At 36.0% G+C, this 19,668-nt stretch carries 14 protein-coding genes and 1 pseudogene; 1 reads left to right on the forward strand and 14 read right to left on the reverse strand.

All coding sequences use genetic code 11. The features are described 5' to 3' along the window. Positions 1-6: 6 nt before the first annotated feature. From tssA to F968_RS11360, 14 genes and pseudogenes are all read right to left on the reverse strand, one after another. Entirely contained in the window at positions 7-1,101 is a 1,095-nt protein-coding gene (tssA, locus tag F968_RS11295; protein WP_004793180.1) for a type VI secretion system protein TssA, read from the reverse strand. Positions 1,102-1,122: 21 nt separating this feature from the next. Next, a complete protein-coding gene (gene tssH, locus F968_RS11300) occupies positions 1,123-3,804 on the reverse strand; it encodes a type VI secretion system ATPase TssH (RefSeq protein WP_081399539.1) in 2,682 nt (893 codons plus the stop codon). A gap of 148 nt (positions 3,805-3,952) precedes the next feature. Further along, a complete protein-coding gene (locus F968_RS11305; RefSeq protein ID WP_004793184.1) occupies positions 3,953-4,216 on the reverse strand; it encodes a PAAR domain-containing protein in 264 nt (87 codons plus the stop codon). A 16-nt stretch (positions 4,217-4,232) separates the two neighbouring features. After that, entirely contained in the window at positions 4,233-5,000 is a 768-nt protein-coding gene (locus tag F968_RS11310; RefSeq protein WP_004793187.1) for an OmpA family protein, read from the reverse strand. A 2-nt stretch (positions 5,001-5,002) separates the two neighbouring features. Continuing rightward, positions 5,003-5,962, reverse strand: coding sequence for a type VI secretion system-associated protein TagF (gene tagF, locus F968_RS11315; RefSeq protein WP_004793188.1), 960 nt, complete (start codon positions 5,960-5,962; stop codon positions 5,003-5,005). A gap of 37 nt (positions 5,963-5,999) precedes the next feature. After that, a complete protein-coding gene (gene tssM, locus F968_RS11320) occupies positions 6,000-9,821 on the reverse strand; it encodes a type VI secretion system membrane subunit TssM (protein ID WP_004793190.1) in 3,822 nt (1,273 codons plus the stop codon). A 30-nt stretch (positions 9,822-9,851) separates the two neighbouring features. Next, positions 9,852-11,261, reverse strand: a complete 1,410-nt coding sequence (locus F968_RS11325; protein ID WP_004793192.1) for a hypothetical protein — start codon at positions 11,259-11,261, stop codon at positions 9,852-9,854. Then, the gene (tssG, locus tag F968_RS11330; RefSeq protein ID WP_004793195.1) at positions 11,258-12,256 is read right to left on the reverse strand and encodes a type VI secretion system baseplate subunit TssG; all 999 of its coding nucleotides are present in this window, start codon (positions 12,254-12,256) and stop codon (positions 11,258-11,260) included. The genes F968_RS11325 and tssG overlap by 4 nt, the downstream gene beginning before the upstream one ends. Beyond that, positions 12,220-14,031 (reverse strand): type VI secretion system baseplate subunit TssF, encoded by a 1,812-nt coding sequence (gene tssF / locus F968_RS11335; protein ID WP_004793197.1) that lies wholly within the window; start codon positions 14,029-14,031, stop codon positions 12,220-12,222. Before tssF ends, tssG begins: the two co-directional genes overlap by 37 nt. Positions 14,032-14,047: 16 nt before the next feature. Next, the gene (tssE, locus tag F968_RS11340) at positions 14,048-14,524 is read right to left on the reverse strand and encodes a type VI secretion system baseplate subunit TssE (RefSeq protein ID WP_002048404.1); all 477 of its coding nucleotides are present in this window, start codon (positions 14,522-14,524) and stop codon (positions 14,048-14,050) included. Positions 14,525-14,602: 78 nt separating this feature from the next. Beyond that, positions 14,603-15,106 carry an Hcp family type VI secretion system effector gene (locus F968_RS11345; RefSeq protein WP_003651052.1) on the reverse strand — a complete coding sequence of 168 codons (504 nt, stop codon included), beginning with the start codon at positions 15,104-15,106 and terminating at the stop codon, positions 14,603-14,605. Positions 15,107-15,155: 49 nt separating this feature from the next. Then, positions 15,156-16,637: a type VI secretion system contractile sheath large subunit gene (gene tssC / locus F968_RS11350; protein ID WP_004793199.1), complete on the reverse strand. Its 1,482-nt coding sequence runs from the start codon at positions 16,635-16,637 to the stop codon at positions 15,156-15,158. After that, positions 16,630-17,133: a type VI secretion system contractile sheath small subunit gene (tssB, locus tag F968_RS11355; RefSeq protein ID WP_003651049.1), complete on the reverse strand. Its 504-nt coding sequence runs from the start codon at positions 17,131-17,133 to the stop codon at positions 16,630-16,632. Before tssB ends, tssC begins: the two co-directional genes overlap by 8 nt. Positions 17,134-17,149: 16 nt before the next feature. Further along, positions 17,150-17,840: pseudogene (locus tag F968_RS11360) on the reverse strand (hypothetical protein). A gap of 823 nt (positions 17,841-18,663) precedes the next feature. On the opposite strand from F968_RS11360, the gene F968_RS11365 reads away from it, so the two are divergent. Then, the gene (locus tag F968_RS11365; RefSeq protein WP_004793204.1) at positions 18,664-19,668 is read left to right on the forward strand and encodes a formylglycine-generating enzyme family protein; all 1,005 of its coding nucleotides are present in this window, start codon (positions 18,664-18,666) and stop codon (positions 19,666-19,668) included.

The following is a 19,668-nucleotide window of genomic DNA, read 5'->3' on the forward strand; positions in this document are numbered from 1 at the left end:
CAATCTTTATTCATATTCATTTTTAGGCTGCACACCTAACATTTCCTGAACCATTTGTAATGGATGCTCATCTTTGATGACTTGCGCTAACCATTCATGTAATGGCATTTGACTCCATTTAATGGTTTTTTGGAGCATATAACTCACAGGACTATGCGGCTCGTTTGCCTGAAAGTAATCCGCAATTTCTTGCAGCACTTTCATTGCTTGCTCACGGTTCGCCAAGTGTGTTTGTGCTTGAGGCTGAAAAGCAGGCTGATCTGAAACAACTTGTACAGGCACTTGATTTTCCATAGATGAACTCGTGATGACAGTCGCCTGCTCTTGGACTGGCGTAAGTCCAGTACCGAAAGCTTCTGCTTTATAAATCTTGCGTAATGTGCTGTGAATAGTTTCAAATGCTGAATCAATTGCACCAAAACTCGGTGAGTCTAGCCCCATTAAATGGTCAAGGGTTTGCTTTAAAACATCCCACTCGGTTAAGACTGAGCTAAAATCTTGATAATTAGAATATTGAAAAGTTTTAGACGTATTAAAAATAGCTTGATCGAACTGTTCTAACTCCGATGGTCCCGACTGACTATCGTACTCTTCAGTTTGTTTACGACGAATGTTCTCGTGATATAGAAAATTATCGTAATCAAGCAAATTGTAATAAGGCACTGTATTGGTTAAAGAGACTTTCTTCAACAAGCCAGGTAACTGATTAATTAAACCCTGTAATAAACCAATGCGTTGATCTAAGTCATCATCTTCAATAACAGGATGAATTTCCTGCCAATATTGATTAAGCATGGTATGGCTTAAAGTTAAGCCTTTCGCCATACCTTCAAAACCGTAAAGATGAGTCCAAGCCTCTATGAGCCAAGTTAATAGACGAATATCTTTTGTATTCTCTTTTAGCAAAACACTCGTTTTATTTGATACAAAATCCCAGTCGGCTTGTTTTCGCTCAGCAACCCAATCGCCTTGATCTAGCAATAGATCATCTTGTGTTTTCGCCTTTTTGATTTCATGAAATTCATTAGAAAATGAAAAGTCATCACCACAAGGTAAGCTATCGCTAATGGGTTCAAGGAGTTCAGAAATATCAATATTCATCTAATTTTAGCTCTATTCAATTTAAACTTCTGACTTCAACTTTTTACTGGTCCTTTTTTTAGCAGTTTTTGCAACCGGATCTAGTAAATATTGAATTTCGTCATCTTTAGCATCAATCATGATAACTTTTGGCAACTTTTGCTCTGCTAAAGCCACTAAAATTTCTGTAGCCAATGCAGGTAACACCGTAGAATTTAAAATATTATCAACATTACGTGCACCACTATCGACTTCTGTACAGCGACTTAAAAGTAGCTCTACCAAATCTTCAGAATACTGGACTTGTGTACCGTATTGTTTTTCAATTCTTGCTGTGATCTTGCCTAACTTATGTTTAATAATTCGTACAAGTAGATCGTCATGCAATGGGAAATATGGCACAACTCTCATTCGACCTAAAAATGCAGGCTTGAATTGCTTATATAAACTTGGTTTTAAATGGTCAATCAACTCTTCAGCTGTAGGCCATTCTTCGACTGGCGTATTTAAGCACGCTTGCATAATCGCACTTGAGCCAGCATTTGAAGTCAACAAAATAGTGGTGTTTTTAAAGTCAATTACTCGTCCTTCACCATCTTCTAAAGTGCCTTTATCAAATACTTGATAGAATAGTTCCTGAACATCACTATGTGCTTTTTCAATTTCATCAAGCAACACAACACTGTAAGGGTTGCGACGAACAGCTTCTGTTAAAACCCCACCTTGACCATATCCCACATATCCAGGAGGTGCACCTTTAAGCGAAGATACAGTATGTGCTTCTTGATATTCAGACATATTAATGGTGATTAAATGCTGCTCACCGCCATATAATTCATTTGCCAAAGTTAATGCAGTTTCAGTTTTACCTACACCACTTGGCCCGACCAAAAGAAATACACCTTGTGGCTTATTCGGATCTTCAAGTCTTGCTTTTGAAGTTTTAATACCCTGAACTAATTGTGTAAGCGCATAATCTTGCCCCATTACACGCTCGCCCAATTTATCTTCAAGCGTTAATATCTGTTTAATTTCATCATTAACCATTTTTCCAACAGGAATTCCGGTCCAATCAGAAATAATTTCATTAATAATTTGAGAATTTACTCTTTCAAATACTAATGGTTGCTGGCCTTGAATTTCAGCAAGATCTTTACGCAGTAGATTAATCTGATCATAAGCTTCAGATTCATTAGAATGATTCTGTGCTTCTAATTCCTGAATTTTATGAACAAGTTCTAATTCTTTTTTCCACTGCTCTTCAGTTTCATGAATCTCTTTTTGCAAAGATTCTAAATTAGCTTTTAAAGTTTCTAATCGTTCATGATGAATTGGAATCTGACGATGTTCATTTTCTAAAATTTGCTGTTCAAGCTTTAAGTTGTGCTCTTGAGCCTTTAACTGATCAAGCTTTACAGGTTGGGCATTTTGGGTCAACGCAACACGTGCTGCGGCCGTATCAAGAACACTAACTGCTTTATCCGGAAGTTGACGACCACTAATATATCGATGTGAAGAGTGAACCGCTGTAACAATCGCCTCATCATCAATTTGTAATTTAAAATGCTGCTGCATGACAGGAATCATCGCACGCAACATATCTACAGCAACTTCTTCGGTTGGCTCTTCAACTTTTACCACCTGAAAACGTCGACTCAATGCAGCATCTTTTTCAAAATATTGTTTATATTCTGCCCAAGTAGTCGCAGCAATCGTGCGTAATTCACCGCGTGCAAGTGCTGGTTTTAAAAGATTTGCAGCATCATTTTGCCCAGCTTGTCCACCTGCACCAATTAAAGTATGCGCTTCATCAATAAATAAGATAATAGGATGAACCGAGGCTTGGACCTCTTGAATCACTTGCTTTAGACGATTTTCAAACTCGCCTTTAACACTTGCTCCAGCCTGTAAAAGTCCCATATCCAATACATGTAAATGCACGTTTTTTAGGGCATTAGGCACTAAACCTTGAGCAATTTTTAAAGCTAAACCTTCGACCACAGCTGTTTTACCAACACCCGGCTCTCCAGTTAAGATTGGGTTGTTTTGGCGTCTACGCATTAAAATATCGAGCATTAAGCGAATTTCATATTCACGCCCAATAACTGGATCTATACCGCCTTTTTTTGCTTTTTCAGTGAGATTAATCGTATATTGATCAAGTGCTGGTGTTTTAGCAGTTTTAGTATTTGCTACATTCGCGTCTGCTGCTTCAGCTTCACCTAAAGATGCTTTTGTTTCATCTTGTTGTTCAACACTCTTCTCACAAATTTCAAGAAACTTATGTTTCATTGAATCAATTGGTAAGAGATCAAATAAACTCGAAGCACGAGTCGCAATTTGATATAAATCAGGTGCAGTTAATAATGCAACTAATAAATGACCACTACGAATAACTGGATTTTGCTCAGCCGAAGCTAATAACCAAGCTTGTTCAAACAAACGAACAATAGATTTAGCAAAAATAGGAGTTCGGGTATTACCTTTTGGTAATTGAGAAATTGTTTCTTTTAAATCATCAGCTAAAGCTTCAGATGAAATTTTATATTTCTTTAATAAAATTTTTAAATCATTCTCTAAAGATTGATTAAGTAATTCTAAAAATAGATGCTCAATTTCAATTTCGTAATTTTGTTGAATAACACAAGCATTAGCCGATTTTTCTAAAGCAGTTCGTGCAACTGTAGAAAGTTTTGTAATTAAAATTTTTAAATTACTCATCATTACTCTCAATATTTTTAAATAATTTAATGCTTAAAATCATAATGCCTGTATATTAACAAAATTCAGCTTTATCAGACAAACTACTCATCATTTCAAGCGTTAATATGTTTTAGTAGATATTTATATCTATATAAAAATATCTCTACCCTTATCCTTGATTAACTAAACTCTGTTTTGGCAATAATTTACAGCCACATGATAATGAATCATTTACACGTGCTGCGGATTTTCCCATGACAAGCATATTTGGGTCTCCCGATACAATCGTAGAAACCGTTTTGTGTAACGGACAAGTAGCCTTATCTCCTACACAGGCAATTGCAATTCCATCAATTAAAAATGTACTGTTTCCTGAAATGACTTGCCCTCCACCAGTTGTTGGGCATCCAATCGTAATGTAAGGGCTAGCCATGTTCTTCTCCTTATATTTATTGAACAGTAAACTCAATTCGACGGTTTTTCTTTCTGCCTTCTGGAGAAGTATTATCTGCAACAGGCTTAGATGAACCTAAACCTTCCGCAGATAAATGGTCGGCAGGAATACTTTTACTAATCAAATAGTTTTTTACTGCTAATGCACGATCTTGGCTAAGTTTTAAGTTTTTAGTCGCATCGCCTGAACTATCTGTATGTCCTACGATTTTGACTTTTTTGCCTCCTACTTTATTCAAGGCAACAGCCATCTCATCTAGAATTTTTTGACCTGCATCAGTTAAAACAGCACTACCAGATTCAAACTCAATAATTCGATTTTTAAGTGCGTCATCAATGATTTTCTGCTCAGCCTGATTGACTGATAACTGTGAATACAGTTGATATGGTGGCTGTACTAACCCTTGAAAAGACTGAGTTGTAGGTTGAATATCTGCTGGATTCAGCATTTTTCCACTTAGCTCAAATCGTGTACCATTTACGCTTAATTTGCCTTGCGAAACTTTTTTTAAGTCAGGTGTAATAACTCGTGTAACAGAATCACTCCACCCATTTGGAGCAGCGACGGGTCTCACTTGTATTTTATCTACTACCTGATCAGCGCCATAAACAGATTGCATTTTTAATAAGATAGCCTGTTTGCTCGCCTCATTTGGAACCACACCTTCTACAACAATGGGCTGAGCCAAAGCATAATTAGCAATCGCATAGATAAAACAGCCTTTTATGAGCTGTGTAAGTTTAGTTTGATTTCGTTGATTCATTATTATTCACCCAAAAAAGTCTGTCTAAATAGTTTTAAGCCTTGATTTAAACTTAATTGGCGTTGGCATAATGATTGTTCTAGCGTAGCTAAACCAGCATTTTGCTCCAAATAAGTATCAATCCACTGAGCTTCTATTAAAGAAACCCAATGTTTACTATCCATATTCTGAGTAAAAATATCACTAAGGGCTAAAATATCAGCCCCTTGAAAACCGAAAAATAATACGGGTTGTTCTCGATGTAACAAACCTATCAACACCTCAGTATTATGTTCCTTTAAAAAGCGACAAATAATACTGACCCAAAAGGCTGCTATTTCATAACTGTAAGCAGGATTATTAATAGGCAAAATTAAAACTTTATTTAAGCGACTGGTTCCATTTTGTAAAATTGGCTGAAGTAATAATCCTAGCCCAATCATACTTTGCGCTAACTCATAAATACTGAGTTTCATTAATTGAGCAAATGAATGCATCGTATGATTTTCATAGAAACCTACACACTCGCGTTCAGTTAAAACCTGAATTTGATTTTGTAAGTGACCTAATTTTCCAAGTAACAGATCTGAATCTTTAATTCCTTTTAAAGTACGATTGTTTTGGAATAAATCAACGAGTACATGCTTATAGCTATATGGTGCATACAGTAAATTATCGTACGGTAAATCAATTTCTAATAAATGGCTAAGTACCATTGGAAAAGATCGCCCCGAACTATCTTCACTTGCAAGAAGGTTCGCCGCTAAAAACATATTTTCTTTCGGATTCGCAATAAAGAAGTCGAGCGAAGGCAACGTGTTATAAGCTTCTTTAAAGCTACCCGATTGCATTGCGTATTCCAATGCTTCAGTAATCCACTGATCAAGCAACTGTATTAAAGCATTCTGACCTTTTGTTTTTAAAAAGTCGCCGCGTGCAGGACTTTTGCCGTAATACAAAGGCGTTGTTTTTAATGTTTGCATTATTGCTCCTCCTTTCGCATAGAGGTTATTTTCCATGTCATGGTTTAACTCCCGCAGAAGGCTGAGCAAGTGCTGAAACAGGATTTTCTGTTTTTGCTGGAGCTGCTGCTTGAGCTGGCGCCTGCTGAGCAGACACCACACGAGCTGCTTTATCAGCAGTGACTTTATCCACTAGTTGCATACCTGCATAACCACGGCTTGAACCAATACTGCCTGAATTACTGCTGATCAGACGGAAATTCATTTTTACAACTAATGATGGATCAGTTTTACTACGCCAAAGCATTTCAAATCCGCCATTTTGTTCTTTACGCTGAGCACTATCAATTAAGCGGTTAATACCGTATTCACCTGGCTCATCAAAAATCGTATGCGTTTGACCTTGTAAATCTACAGCGGTAATACGAGCACCTGGAATACTGCCTTGATTCGGCCAAATGAAGTTCACCCACTGTTGCACACCGTTCTCATAAGTCATGCGCTGACCATCAATATCCACGGTATATGAAAGCAATTGTGGATTTGGAATTGGATAGAACTGGAAGTTAGATTGATTAGTTGCAGGTGCAGCAGGAGCTTGACTATTCAACTCACCTGTTGCCATACCATTAGATGGAGTAACGTATCTTTGGAAATTCATAACGAATTGAGGATTTAAACTAATTCCTAAATCCTTCCATGTCTTAGACGTTAATGTATAACCACGACGAATCACAAATGGATCAAGATTTTCTTTTACAAAACGAGAAATGCTGCCGTTTTCGCCCAAGATTTGTCCAATTTCACTACTTGTTGCCTGTAAAGAAGCTGATGAATTAAATGGATATTTCTTAGCAAGATTTGCTGTAAATGGCTGATACGCCTGCATGACCCATAATTTATTAATTTCGTCTTGCGTCGGCGTAATTAAGCTCTCGAAAGCCTGTGTCAGTGGGCTAACTACTAATTTTTGTAGTAATCGCTGATCAATTTCACTAAAACCAACCGCCATTTTTTCATCTACAATTTTTTGCGTTTGGTTAAATACAGAAGTTTGCTCATTCAGGGTTTGCTTGACTAATGTCATCGCATTAGGCCCAACTTCCCCTGCATTCTTAAGCTCATTAAACTTGCTACGAACTAGGGCTAAATTTGTCATATATTCATCAAGCAATGATTTACCCTGTTGATCATCGCGTTTGCGAACCAACTGATAGAACATTTGATATTCTTGAGAAATAGCGCCCTGAGCATTAGTTGCTACTTGATTAGCAGCCTTATCATCATGATTTAAAACCTTACGTTTAAACCATGCAACAAATCCTTTTTGTGGAGCTGCCAACTCAGCTTGCACAACTGGATTATCCCAGTTTGTTTCAATTGCCACTCTTTCAATTAATGTTCTAATTGGAGAGTTCTGTGGCTCACCTAAAACATCAATATTTTTTACTTGCTGAGCAAATTGGCTAGCTTTAGCATAATGAATACCACTTAAGAATTTTCTCCATTCCGTAATATATTCTTGCTTATAGAGCGCTGTCAGTTGCTTTCTAATTTGCTCTGGACTACCTGAGAAAGTTAAATCATCAGATTGACGGCTATTTAACACCCAATCTTTACTATCTGTTGGCTTATCTGCGGCTTCTTCAATCGCTTTTTCTACATAGTCATTCCATGCCTTTTGGGTAAATACGCCAGGCAACGCATAACTACCTAATACAATATTTTTATTTGCTTCACCCACAATCTGACTTACAGTCAACGCAGGGAAACGTACTGCTGCACGCATTTTTATTTCATTATAAACACGATCACGTGCAGGCATTCCTCGAACAACAGAGAGCAATACTTGACGTGTTTGATCAACAATTTGCGAATCTGCATCTAAAATTGGGAACTGTTTATCATTCGCTAAAGTCATTGCGTATGACAAGATCTGTTCAGCTTCCTGAATCATATCTGCACGTGGCATTTGACCTTTATTTGCGTCTAACCAAGAACGCCAGAAACGCGTAACCTGATCACTCAGATGACTTGCATCCATGTATTGTGGATTACTCATCATTAAATAAGCTTTTAATGCATTATAAGCATCTTGAGGGTTGGTATCTGAAGGTTCTAAATATTGTTGAGTCTGAGCAGTTTGCTTGATTTCAACATTCGTGTGATTCGCTTTTAATGTCGCTTCATTATTTTTTACGCGTTGCAAATATTGAGCAATATTTTGCTGTGTCGGTGTTAATACAATTTGCTTAACACCTTTTAAATATTCAGCTTTTAGCTTTTCACGAAGCTCATTGCCCTGATATAAACCAAAACTAAACTTAAGTGGTCTATTTTCATCAAACTCGTCTAACTGCTGTAGACGTCTTTGAAGAATAAGTAAAGCTTCTAATTGGGTAGACAATTGCTGACCAGAAGCTCTTTCTAATTGAACTACTTTATTTAGATCTGCTTGAACTTCGCCAATTAATTGTTGGTTATTACGATAAGACCAAACCCATACGCCAAGAATAATTGAAACGCCCGCCAAAGCACCAATAAATGCAATATAACGCTGACGTTTTCTACCCGTATTTACGTGCTGCTTAACAAGGTCTTTATCTTTTAAAATAACATCTGAAAATAGGCCATTTAAGAAATAGCCATGGTTAGGAGTAATTTTTGAATGATCTTTTGAATCACTTTGAGCAACCTGTGTGAGCTGGAATTCTTGTGCAATTTGTTCCGTCATTGGACTTTCAATCACACCTTCCTGTAAAGCACTGGTGAAGTAAAACCCACGGAAAACAGGTTGAAATTGATATGGATTATCTTCAAAAAGTGTACCGATAAAGCTTTTTAAAGCGGGTTTTAATGTTTTAAATTCTAATGGGAAGGTCATTACACTTGGTGAGATATTTTGCGAATGACGGCGACTCAAATGAGTCGAACTTACCCCTTTTAGACCATCATAAAGAATGGTGTAATGTTTTTCGAACAAATCTACCGCGTTATGAGAAGAACTCTGCTCATATGGAAGCGTTGCTCCCCAAGCTTGGTTATATTCTTGAGCTTCGTAAAATTCAAAAAACTCGGTAAAACCTGCAATCAAGTCCATCTTTGAAAAGACTAAATAAACAGGTACAACTACTTCTAGACGTTCAGTTAGATCTTGAATACGAGCACGTAAATTTTTAGCAAGCTTTAATGAGTTTTCAGGACTTTGACTAATGAGCTCAGCAATACTAACAATTAAAATCAAACCATTAACTGGAGCTTTAGAGCGGCTCTTTTTTAAAATATTTAAGAAACCTAACCACTCAGAATGGTCTTCACTATAAACAGAATAACGGCCCGCTGTATCGAGCAAAATACCTTCTGTAGAGAAAAACCAATCACAATTTCGAGTACCACTTAAACCAGCAGATACCATTTTTTGATGTGTTTCTTCGAAAGGAAACTTTAAACCAGAATTATAAATAGCTGAACTTTTACCTGCAGCTGGGTTACCAATAACCATATACCAAGGAAGCTCATATAGTGCAGCATTCCCTTTTTTATCACCCAACTTAGATTTACGAATCAGTTGAATTGATTCTTTCATTTGTTGACTAACAAGCTGAAGCTCTTCTTTATCTTTATTTTTGCCATATTCAGCTTGGTTATCTTTTTCAATTGCTTCAGCTAGCTCTTCGCCTTGAGCAGCATGCTTTCTTCGTTGAATAAGCCAATAGATACCATAAACAATAAGACCCAAAGCATAGGCAGTTGCTAAAGCCCAGAATATATGACGAGGAATTGAAGTATATGAAGACATCAATGCCACGAACAATGACAAGGCGATAATTGCTTTAGGATTCGTGATGTACTGCCACAAGTAGCCTAAAATTGTATGCATTCTATTCTCGTTCTAAGTCCAAAGTTTAAATTAGTTATTCAACACCATCACATCATCTTCTGAATTTTCAGTGACACTTTGCACAAATGTATGTGCTGACACTGTATTTTCACCAAAGACAAAAGGAATGATATGTTCAGGGAAATGCATGCTCAGCATAAAGCCATAAATATCAGCTAAATGTTGGGTATGCCCTAATGAAGATTTCACATAAATATAGTGATGGGGTTCTACAGGTGTTTGAAGAAAGTGTTGCTGCAATTTCTTCGAAACTTTTATATCGGTCTGATCTGACAATATCAGCACATAAGGTTCCTCACCTTCATGCTGAGGTAAATCATGAAATTCAAAATTAGTAAAAAGCTTTGCCGTATCTTGTTGGCCCACTATAACTTTTAGATTTTTTGTAGGTTCTAATTCTTGAATTTTTACTAAAGGATCAGCAAGTAAACAGCTTGCTGCAAATTCAGCAGGAATATAATCTTTAATCATCCAAGACTTTTCATCGACTAGATCCTGATCAATTTCGGAATCGGCGACGAGCAAAAAGAACATCTCATGCTCCCTTTTATGAATACCCTTTAATAGATGTATCAGTTCTTGGTAAGCCAGTTGCTCTCCAAAAAAATGATATTCAATATGGATCTTTTGAGCAGGAATGCCGATCTCAGCAAAAAACTCTAAAATTAATTCATTACTTTGTTCATCATTCCAGATATGTAATAAATCCTCCGAAAGAAGGATATGTAGATTTAAGCGATTTAAACGATAAACTTCTACTATCGGCATTTGAACATCATCATATTCAGACTCGGGATCAACCCATGCCGGATGCATATGATATTCACGGGCTTGTTGTGACTCATAAAATAAAGTCGAACGTTTTACATGCTCTGCAAGAAGATATAAGTTTTCTATATTTTGTTCTAATTGCTGTTTTATTAATAACATCATACGAACTTGTCGTGGAGATGCGTACTCGCTCTCCTCATGATTATCTTCATCCAAATCTTTAATACGATAAGATAAAAGAGGCAATCCATAAGAATTTAACAGTTGATCATCCAGCTCTGGACTTTTAAAGTTTTGTAGCTCCGCAATAATGCTTTCATTTTCACCAAGTGCATGGAGAGCAAAAGAAGAATAAATATTAAAATCTAACTGTTCCAGTGGTGCATCTGTTACTACATTTTGTTTTTGACTAGCATCATCTTTATCTTGATTTATAGCTTGTTCTTTCTTTTCTTTATAATTTTTATAAGCGCTATAAATTAACCAAGGCGATAAGATCACCAAGGTAATAACTGCTGGTAGCATCAAGAAATAAAGGAAAAAATCTCCTTTATCAGGGCTATATTGAACGTCACGCCAGTAGAAAATAATAATTCCACTAACCACTGTAAAAATAGCAATAAATGAGAGTAATATTTTTTTAATCATATTTTCTCTCCAATAAGGCTATAGCAAGTTTCATGACTATGCACTTTAGGTTGTTGTGATATAAGAAAAGAACCTTGCCCCAAACCATTTTGATTATGATGGGTTAGACAAATAGGTTGTATTTCTGACTCATCCAATACGAGTCGAAGATCTATTGATAAAGTTGGACTACACCAAGTTTCTACAATTTTTTTAAGCTTTAAACTTAACTCTTGATTTGGTAAGAAACTGAGATATTGCTGACGCTTTAATGGCCCAATTTGAATTTCAATTTTCCCATCAATTTGCTGAATAGTTTCACCACAAAAAGTATTAACACCAAGTAGACTCGGCTGAGCTCCACCTAAAGTCGTTAACTGGTCACTCACTAACTTAAAAGATTCTTGTATAAATTCTTTAATCGTAATTTCATGTTTAAAAATACAAGACAACATCGTTTTTAATGCATGAACTGTATTGTTCTGGCCCTGCATTAATCCTGAAAACTCTGCAAAATAGTCATCAAGCTCTGTTTGCTGATGTTGCGACCGTACATAGCCATTTAATGCATGCAAAATATCGAGATAATCATTTTTATGCTCGATCTCATATCGAATTGGCAAATTATAGGTAATGCTCGACTCTACATATTGAGCAGTAAGCTTATGGTTAAATAAGCTCAGAAACTCTTTAGTTTCAGCTCTTTGCTGACGCGGGGCCTGCTTAATCTTATTCGTATATGTATAAGGCAGAGCGCCTTGTATGCCCGTAAGACCAACAATTAAATTCGTGATATAAATCCGCTCGTCCGTTAATTCTAAATTTTCAATTTCTGTAGCAGGAAAATTTAAATTAAAGGATGTCTCAAACTTAAAATGATCACTCCAAGATGTACTAACTGTGCGACTTGAATCGTGTCTTAATAGCCGTGTTGCTTGGATAAATTCAAAAGACTTTGGCTTTGTAAAGAGCTCAGCTGTTATAGAAGAGTCTTGCCACCAACGTTCTGACTGCATTGGTATAACTCCTGCTGAGATGAATAATCCTTAACGACCAAATCAACGAAACTATTAATTTGAACCTTTAAATTAAAAACACGACTTAACAATTGGCTAAAAATGTATAGGCTATGCCCTCTAAATACCGATGAATCAATTTGCAACTCGGCCTTCACCCCTCTTACAAACATTGGAAATGGCTTTCCATCTACAAGTTTGTGAGTAAGTGAAAATTCAAGATGCTTAATTGATTCAATAATTAAATAATTTTCTTTTGATAATGGTAAATTGTATAACGCAAGTAACTCTTTAATATGGGATACCGCATCACCTTTCATTAAAGCTAAACTATTTAATGAAAGATGCGAAATAACACGCCACTGCTCACTCTGGCTTTGACCAAATTGATAAGGTTTTGTAGGTCTTTTTAAAACAATGGCACGGCGAGCCAAACTACTATCATTTAGATTTAATATATTATTGGACTGTCCTAATGCTTCATGTGGTAAGTCACGATTTGAGCATAATAGTTTAGTGCTAATAAAATCCGAACGTGTTGAAGAAGGATTTAAATTTTTAGAAATAATTGAATAACCCATTTCGACGAAATTGGGTTGTAGCTTTTGATAATTCACCGAATAGAAAAAACGTGCCGTGTCAGAATGATAGTGGCTCATCGCAAAAAAAGGCAGTACTGGAACATAGCTTTCTTCTTGACCCGTTTTTTCGCGAACCATATTCATTTCAATAATTGAATACACCTGATAAAACTCAGGATGATGAGCATCTGTAATCAGCGGGTATTCTAATTGTTTATGTACAATTTTTTGAGGTTCAGCATATTTTTCAAATAAATTAATGACTGGTGTAGTAAACAACTTAAAATTAGCGACATTTAATTCAGAATAATTTCGGACTACAGCTTGATCATTTAAATTTAATTTAAAATGTATAAGCAGCTCAAAACTACTCTCTTCTAAAGATAGAAGCTTTAAAAAACTTAAATCGAGTTTTAGATAATTAAATTTTTCAGGAAAACAAAAATATTCCATCAGTAATCGATAGGCATGATGGGTATGCTGATCGAGAGGTAATAGACTTTCTTGCTCTGTAAAGCCAGTTAATTCAAATGGATTTTTATTCAGCTCAACAACTTTCTGCCCTATTTTAATAGCAAAAGTTGTCCCCTTCTTAAAAATGCTGTCTAGTACTTGAAGGGGAAAATTAGAAATCGCATCTAAATAAATAGGTAGTTTTTCATCTTTTAAACATAGATGAGCATTGTTAAAAATTTCGAATTTAAAATTTAAAGTCGCATTTTGACTTAAATGAATATGTGCACTAGGTGTGCTTTTGAACTCTAGCGCTTGCAAATTTATCGGGAGTAATTTGACTTCTTGTGTAGTATTAAACTCACACTGAACCCCTTTAAAACTACGCGACTTTAAGATGGTATGTGTAGGAACAATATGCGCTTCCGTGAGCTGCTTTATCTTATTTATATCTTCGAAACTGACTACCGAACAAGCAGGAAAGTGACGTAAATATTGAGGAAACATCACTTCAAATAGAGAGCGCGTAAATACGTCATAGCTATCAGCAAGCTTTTTATCAATGCGGGCAGCAATTAATGAAAACGCCTGTATAAGACGCTCAATATGCGGGTCATCAATCTGCTCTTGATTTAAAGATAAGCGCTGAGCAATTTTCGGATATTTTTGTGAAAATTCACGAGATTGCTGACCAAATTCTTGTAGTTGTTTTTCGTAAAACGGTAAAAGCTCTTCTATCACAACACACCCACTACGCTTAGGTTCTCGCTGAAATTACATATTGCTGCGTTGTCGGTTTTAGCAATGCATCAAAAACGACAGGTTCATACAGTGGATGAATATTTAGATAAGCCTGAATACTTAAACATAGCGCCCCCATATTGTGCCCATCTAACAACATCTCTACCCGTATTTGTCTTAATCTAGGTTCATGAGCTGCTATTGATTGTTCAATGGATTGGCAAATCTTGTCTCGATCTAGCGGGTTGGCTGTAGAAAGCCCCACAAAATCAATAATCCCGAACTGAAGTATAGATTTTTTAACTAGCGGATAATCATCAACCACATGATCCAATTTAGCGACTCGACTATTCAGCAAGTCTTCTAAATCTTTTGCTACCGATTCTCTTAACTGCTGAATAGAAAGACCCTTTGCATAATCTTCACTTTCAGGAATTAAGCGATCAAACAAAGTTGAACGAAATCCGTATGGATAAAGCCGATCTAAATTCATTCGAGTTCACAACAAGCATGCTTAAAGACAGCAGAGGCTAACTTTATGTCAGCCTCCACCAAATATTCACTTAAATAATTATGCTGCGTAAGAAGCAGTATTATTAGAAAGTGACCATTTCTTAGTAACAGCACCTTTAGCAGTACCGTTAATATCTTGTTGGTTATAAGTCCACTCAACAGCTGCGTATTTCAAACCAAACGCTTCAGTTGGAACACCTTCTTCGTTAACAGTTGGAGTTACACTAGAAACTAGAACATGCTTCAATTTAATTTGTAAGTACTTGATACGTTTATCGCCATTTGCACGATAAAAATCAATTTGTACTTCATCAAATGTATAACCAGCTGAACATGCTTCCCATAATTTCGGGCTAGTTGCATCTAGGTCTTTAATAAAAAGCATATCTGAATGTTCAACACGTTCAGCAGTATGACCACCAACACTACTTGAAGTAGCAGATTTAGGTTGACGAATGTTGTGAGACCAAGAGTTAACTTCTAACCAGCCTTTGTGCTCAGAGTCACGAGACTCGCCATCAACTTTATATTTACCGCGAAACTCAACGTATATATCTTTCATTTAGAACTTTCCTATTTTTAATTTAAAGTTATTCTTTCGCTGACCTTTATTAATTTGAGGACTGAGGTAACTCAGTAACAAGTCGCAAAGAAACTGACAACTCATCCAGCTGGAAGTGTGGTCGCAAGAAAACCACAGATTTGTAGTGACCTGGTTGAGCAGGATCTTCTACAACTTTTACAGACGCTTCGCGCAGAGGGTATTGAGCTTTCGCTTCTTGAGAAGCGCCATCATCAAGTAATACATACTGTGACAACCACTCATTTAAGAATGCTTCAACATTTCCAGCAGAAGCAAAGCTACCCACTTTGTCTCTCATCATTGCTTTTAAATAATGAGCAATACGTGAAACGGCCATGATGTACTGAATTTGACTCGATAAAGCAGAGTTAGCATTTGCTGTATCGTTGTCATATTTTTTAGGTTTTTGAGTTGATTGCGCCCCAAAGAAAGCAGCGTAATCGGTATTTTTACAATGCACTAAAGGAATAAAGCCCAAATCGCTTAATTCTTTTTCGCGGCGATCAGTAATCGCAATTTCTGTTGGGCACTTGAATACCACTTCGCCATCTTGTGTTTTAAACGTATGAACAGGCAAGCCTTCGACCAAACCACCGCCTTCAACACCACGAATTGCAGCACACCAACCATGCATATCAAATGCATTTGTTAAACGAGTACCGAAAGCATAAGCAGCATTCATCCACAAATACTCATTATGGTTTGCACCCGAAACATCTTCAGCAAAGTTAAATCCTTCTGTAGCTGTTCCTTCCTTTGGATGATAAGGAAGACGACCAAGCACATGCGGCAAGGTTAAAGCGACATAACGAGCATCTTCACTGTCACGGAATGAACGCCATTGAACATATTCAGCTGTTTCAAAGATTTTTGACACATCTCTAGGTCGATCAATATCTGTAAATGATTCAAGACCAAGAATGCTTGGACTAGCCGCCGAAATAAACGGTGCATGAGCCGCTGCAGCAACATGAGAGATTTGCTCAAGTAAATACATATCAGAAGGCGTACGGTCAAATTCAAAATCACCAATCAGTGCTGAATATGGTGCACCACCAAAAGATCCATATTCTTCTTCATAGATTTTTTTGAACAAAGTACTTTGATCAAAGTCTGTAGCACCTTGAAAATCTTTAACCAGCTCTTTTTTAGTCGTATTCAACATACGAATTTTAATGAGAGGATTAGAAGGCGTTTCTTGACAGAAGTAGTAAAGACCACGCCAAGTTGACTCAATCTTTTGGAATTGTTCATTGTGCATGATCTGACTTAATTGATTTGAAATCAGAGCATCAATTTCCGCAATACGCTTATCGATTGATAAAGTCATATTTTCAGAAACTGTAATTGTGCCTGCCATTACTTCTTTGGCAAGTTCACCTATTAAGCTTTTTGCACGCGAATGTTCTTCTTCATTTCGAGCAATACGACTCTCTTCAACAATCGAGTCTAGAAGATTAACTTGTTCATTTTCAGCAAGAGGCATTGCTGCCGATTGAGCATTATTCATGATCAGCCTCCGCACTTAATTTACGGATTTGATCAGTACTCTTAAGCACTTCATCAAGTAAGTCTTCTAAACGCTCACTGTTAGAAATCTTATTTCTTAAATCTGTTAAACGCTCACGTGCTTCAACAAGTTTCTTTAATGGGTCAACCTGTTGAACAACATTTTCTGGGCGAAAATCTTCCATTGACTTAAATGTTAAATCAACTGCAATTCTTCCACCCTCTTCAGTCAGCGTATTATCTACTTGAAAAGCAGCTCTTGGAGACAATGACTCCATAACTTCATCAATATTATCTAAATCGACATTAATGAATTTTTTATCTTTTAATTTTGTACGTTCAAGCTCAGAAGCTGCCGAAAAATCACCCATCACACCAACAACAAATGGTAGTTCCTTCGCTTCTTTTGCATCACCAATTTCGACATCATATGTAAGCTGAACACGTGGAGGTCGAATTCGCTGAAGCTTCTTTTGTACGCTTTCTCTCTTAGCCATAAGATTCTATTCCTGATTATTTAATTAAAGGGTCAAAAGGCGAACTTTTTGATTTATTAACATTGGCTACAGGGGCAGTTTTTGGTTTAACCGCAGTTGCTTTTGCTGGAGTTGCTACTCGTTTTGTTGCTGCTCTGGAAGCTGTAACTCTGTTGCGTGTTACAGTTTGTTTTTTATAACTTCTTCTTTCATTATCAACTGAGCCACCTTCTGTAGCCGCCTTAACATTTGAAGTATCTGGCGCAGGCATTGAAGTATGGATATTTTCAATTAATTGTTTAGCGGGTGGATAAGTTACATCATTGCTTAAATAACGCATTTCCTGACTTCGCATTTGCTGCAAAGAGTTATTTGCAATGCTTACACCAGATAAAAATAAAACATCTGTTATTAATGAACCGCGTATATTTTGACTTTGCAATTGACTTGCCAAATTTAATGCTTTAACTGGTTGATTGGTTTGATAAAAGCGCATAGCTGCTTTAGCTAATAAATCATTTTTTTTGAGTCGTATTATCACTATCACAAACTTGTTTAAAAATATTCAATAGCTCAGGGTCATTCTGACCTTCTGCTAAAGGATTTTTTTTAATACAACTTTTTTTAAGTTTTACAGGCTCAAGTTCTGCTGCATGAGCACCTGATAGACCGATAATGTTTCCAGTCAGAGAAAGTATCAAAATACTTCGTTTCAACACAACTTTCATTCCTCTGTTTTCTTATTTATTCAAGGCTTTACTGAAAAGTTAATATTGATAAAACATTAAAAAATCAGTCTAAAAACCTTATATTCAAAAAATTTACGCGCAGTTTATCATATAAACAAACATATTTTATATAAAAATCATATCAACTTAAACTAAAAGTAAATAGTTAAGATGGTTATAAAATATAGCTTAATAAAGTTATTCTTATAAAAATATAATATTGTTATTTTTTGTAATTAAAAATAAGTTGTTGATTTTTATATATTAAATAAAAATTAAAACTAATTAATAAATTATCATAAATATCATTCATTTAGTTTTTATGAAACATTTGCTTAACAATATTTAAATTTATATTAACCAGAAGATATTTCTATTTGGTTATGAACACATCATCAAAACGTAAAGTAAAAATTAAAGTGCAAAAAACATAAAACTTGTCAAGACTAATCTGTCTATCTATTATGCTTATTTATATAAATTCAATTTTCTGGTTAAAGGTTAAAAAGTGCCACACCCTGCCCTAAGCATGCTTTTAGACAAATTATCAAAAAAATAGAATAAAAAATTTAAGTTTGTTTTTTGTAAATATATCATTAGGAATTATAAATCTCTCTTTTAACTACCCAATTGGTTCATACCTGATTTCTCTCCCCAAAGAGCATCTAATCTATTTTCACTTATAAAGTATCTGAGTTCATTTTGATTCTTCATAAACTATAATGATTATTCGCTAAGTTGAATAACAAAACCGCTCTTTATATCTTTCAAGTCTCTCACTAAAATAGTTTCATCAATATTCAACCTAATGATTTCCTAAAAAATGATGAAACGGAATATAGCTGTTGTTTTATTTTCAAGTTTTGCTTTAAGCGCTTGTGCTAAATCTACTGAAACAAATCATAAGTCATCAAAGCCCTCACCAGAACTTCAACAAAAAATTCAGAAATTGGTTGAGAAAACCAAAAAGAATATGATCTTTGTTGAAGGTGGTAGCTACCTAATGGGTGACTTTGGACTAGTAACTCCAGAATTAGAAAAAATGGTTCCAAACAGTATGGCAGTGAAGAACCCGAAGGGTAATACTGAAAAACCTAGTAACCAACCATTCTCTCCAGGGGGGGATAATAAAACACTTCATAAAGTTTCCCTTAGCAGTTTTAATATGAATGCTTATAAGACTACCTTAGAGGACTTTAATACTTTTACTGAAGCTACTGGACAAGTTGCGAGTACGGATAATAAACGTTATGGTTCAAATATTGCTCACGAAGTAGCAACTGGTATGGCTTGGCAACAAGCCAAAGAATACTGTCAGTGGCTTGGGCAACAAGTAGGTACACCGATGGACTTACCTACTGAAGCGCAATGGGAATATGTAGCCCGAAATAAAGGACAATATACTTTATTTGCAACAAATACAGGTAAAGTAGAACCAAAGAAAAACCTATGGGGATTAGATCAATATGATAACTACAGACATTTACATGACTTACAAACTGTCGCGAATATTCCGGTTATAGGTCAAACACCACCAAACCCTTTAGGTTTTTATGATCTTGTTACTAATAATTATGAATGGATGAATGATTGGTACGATAAAGATTATTACAAACACTCACCTAGCAATAACCCAATAGGACCAAAAACAGGTACTGAAAAGGTTTTACGAGGTACTCTAGCAATGGGAGCCGATAACTTAATGATGGCTGATGGTTTTAATATAGCTAGAAGTAAAGCCTTACCTATTCCAAATGATGAAAGTAAATCAAAGTATCGCTTATATTCCGTTCGTTGTGTTGCCAATATCCAGCAACCGATTAAATAA

It is taken from the genome of Acinetobacter sp. NIPH 817 (genome assembly GCF_000368405.1).
Taxonomy (GTDB): Bacteria; Pseudomonadota; Gammaproteobacteria; order Pseudomonadales; family Moraxellaceae; genus Acinetobacter.

Bases quoted from the DNA above. Each gene is read 5' to 3' on its own strand.
- tssA (WP_004793180.1), bottom strand. From the start codon at position 1,101: ATGAATATTGATATTTCTGAACTCCTTGAACCCATTAGCGATAGCTTA.
- tssH (WP_081399539.1), bottom strand. From the start codon at position 3,804: ATGATGAGTAATTTAAAAATTTTAATTACAAAACTTTCTACAGTTGCA.
- F968_RS11305 (WP_004793184.1), bottom strand. From the start codon at position 4,216: ATGGCTAGCCCTTACATTACGATTGGATGCCCAACAACTGGTGGAGGG.
- F968_RS11310 (WP_004793187.1), bottom strand. From the start codon at position 5,000: ATGAATCAACGAAATCAAACTAAACTTACACAGCTCATAAAAGGCTGT.
- tagF (WP_004793188.1), bottom strand. From the start codon at position 5,962: ATGCAAACATTAAAAACAACGCCTTTGTATTACGGCAAAAGTCCTGCA.
- tssM (WP_004793190.1), bottom strand. From the start codon at position 9,821: ATGCATACAATTTTAGGCTACTTGTGGCAGTACATCACGAATCCTAAA.
- F968_RS11325 (WP_004793192.1), bottom strand. From the start codon at position 11,261: ATGATTAAAAAAATATTACTCTCATTTATTGCTATTTTTACAGTGGTT.
- tssG (WP_004793195.1), bottom strand. From the start codon at position 12,256: ATGCAGTCAGAACGTTGGTGGCAAGACTCTTCTATAACAGCTGAGCTC.
- tssE (WP_002048404.1), bottom strand. From the start codon at position 14,524: ATGAATTTAGATCGGCTTTATCCATACGGATTTCGTTCAACTTTGTTT.
- F968_RS11345 (WP_003651052.1), bottom strand. From the start codon at position 15,106: ATGAAAGATATATACGTTGAGTTTCGCGGTAAATATAAAGTTGATGGC.
- tssC (WP_004793199.1), bottom strand. From the start codon at position 16,637: ATGAATAATGCTCAATCGGCAGCAATGCCTCTTGCTGAAAATGAACAA.
- tssB (WP_003651049.1), bottom strand. From the start codon at position 17,133: ATGGCTAAGAGAGAAAGCGTACAAAAGAAGCTTCAGCGAATTCGACCT.
- F968_RS11365 (WP_004793204.1), top strand. From the start codon at position 18,664: ATGATGAAACGGAATATAGCTGTTGTTTTATTTTCAAGTTTTGCTTTA.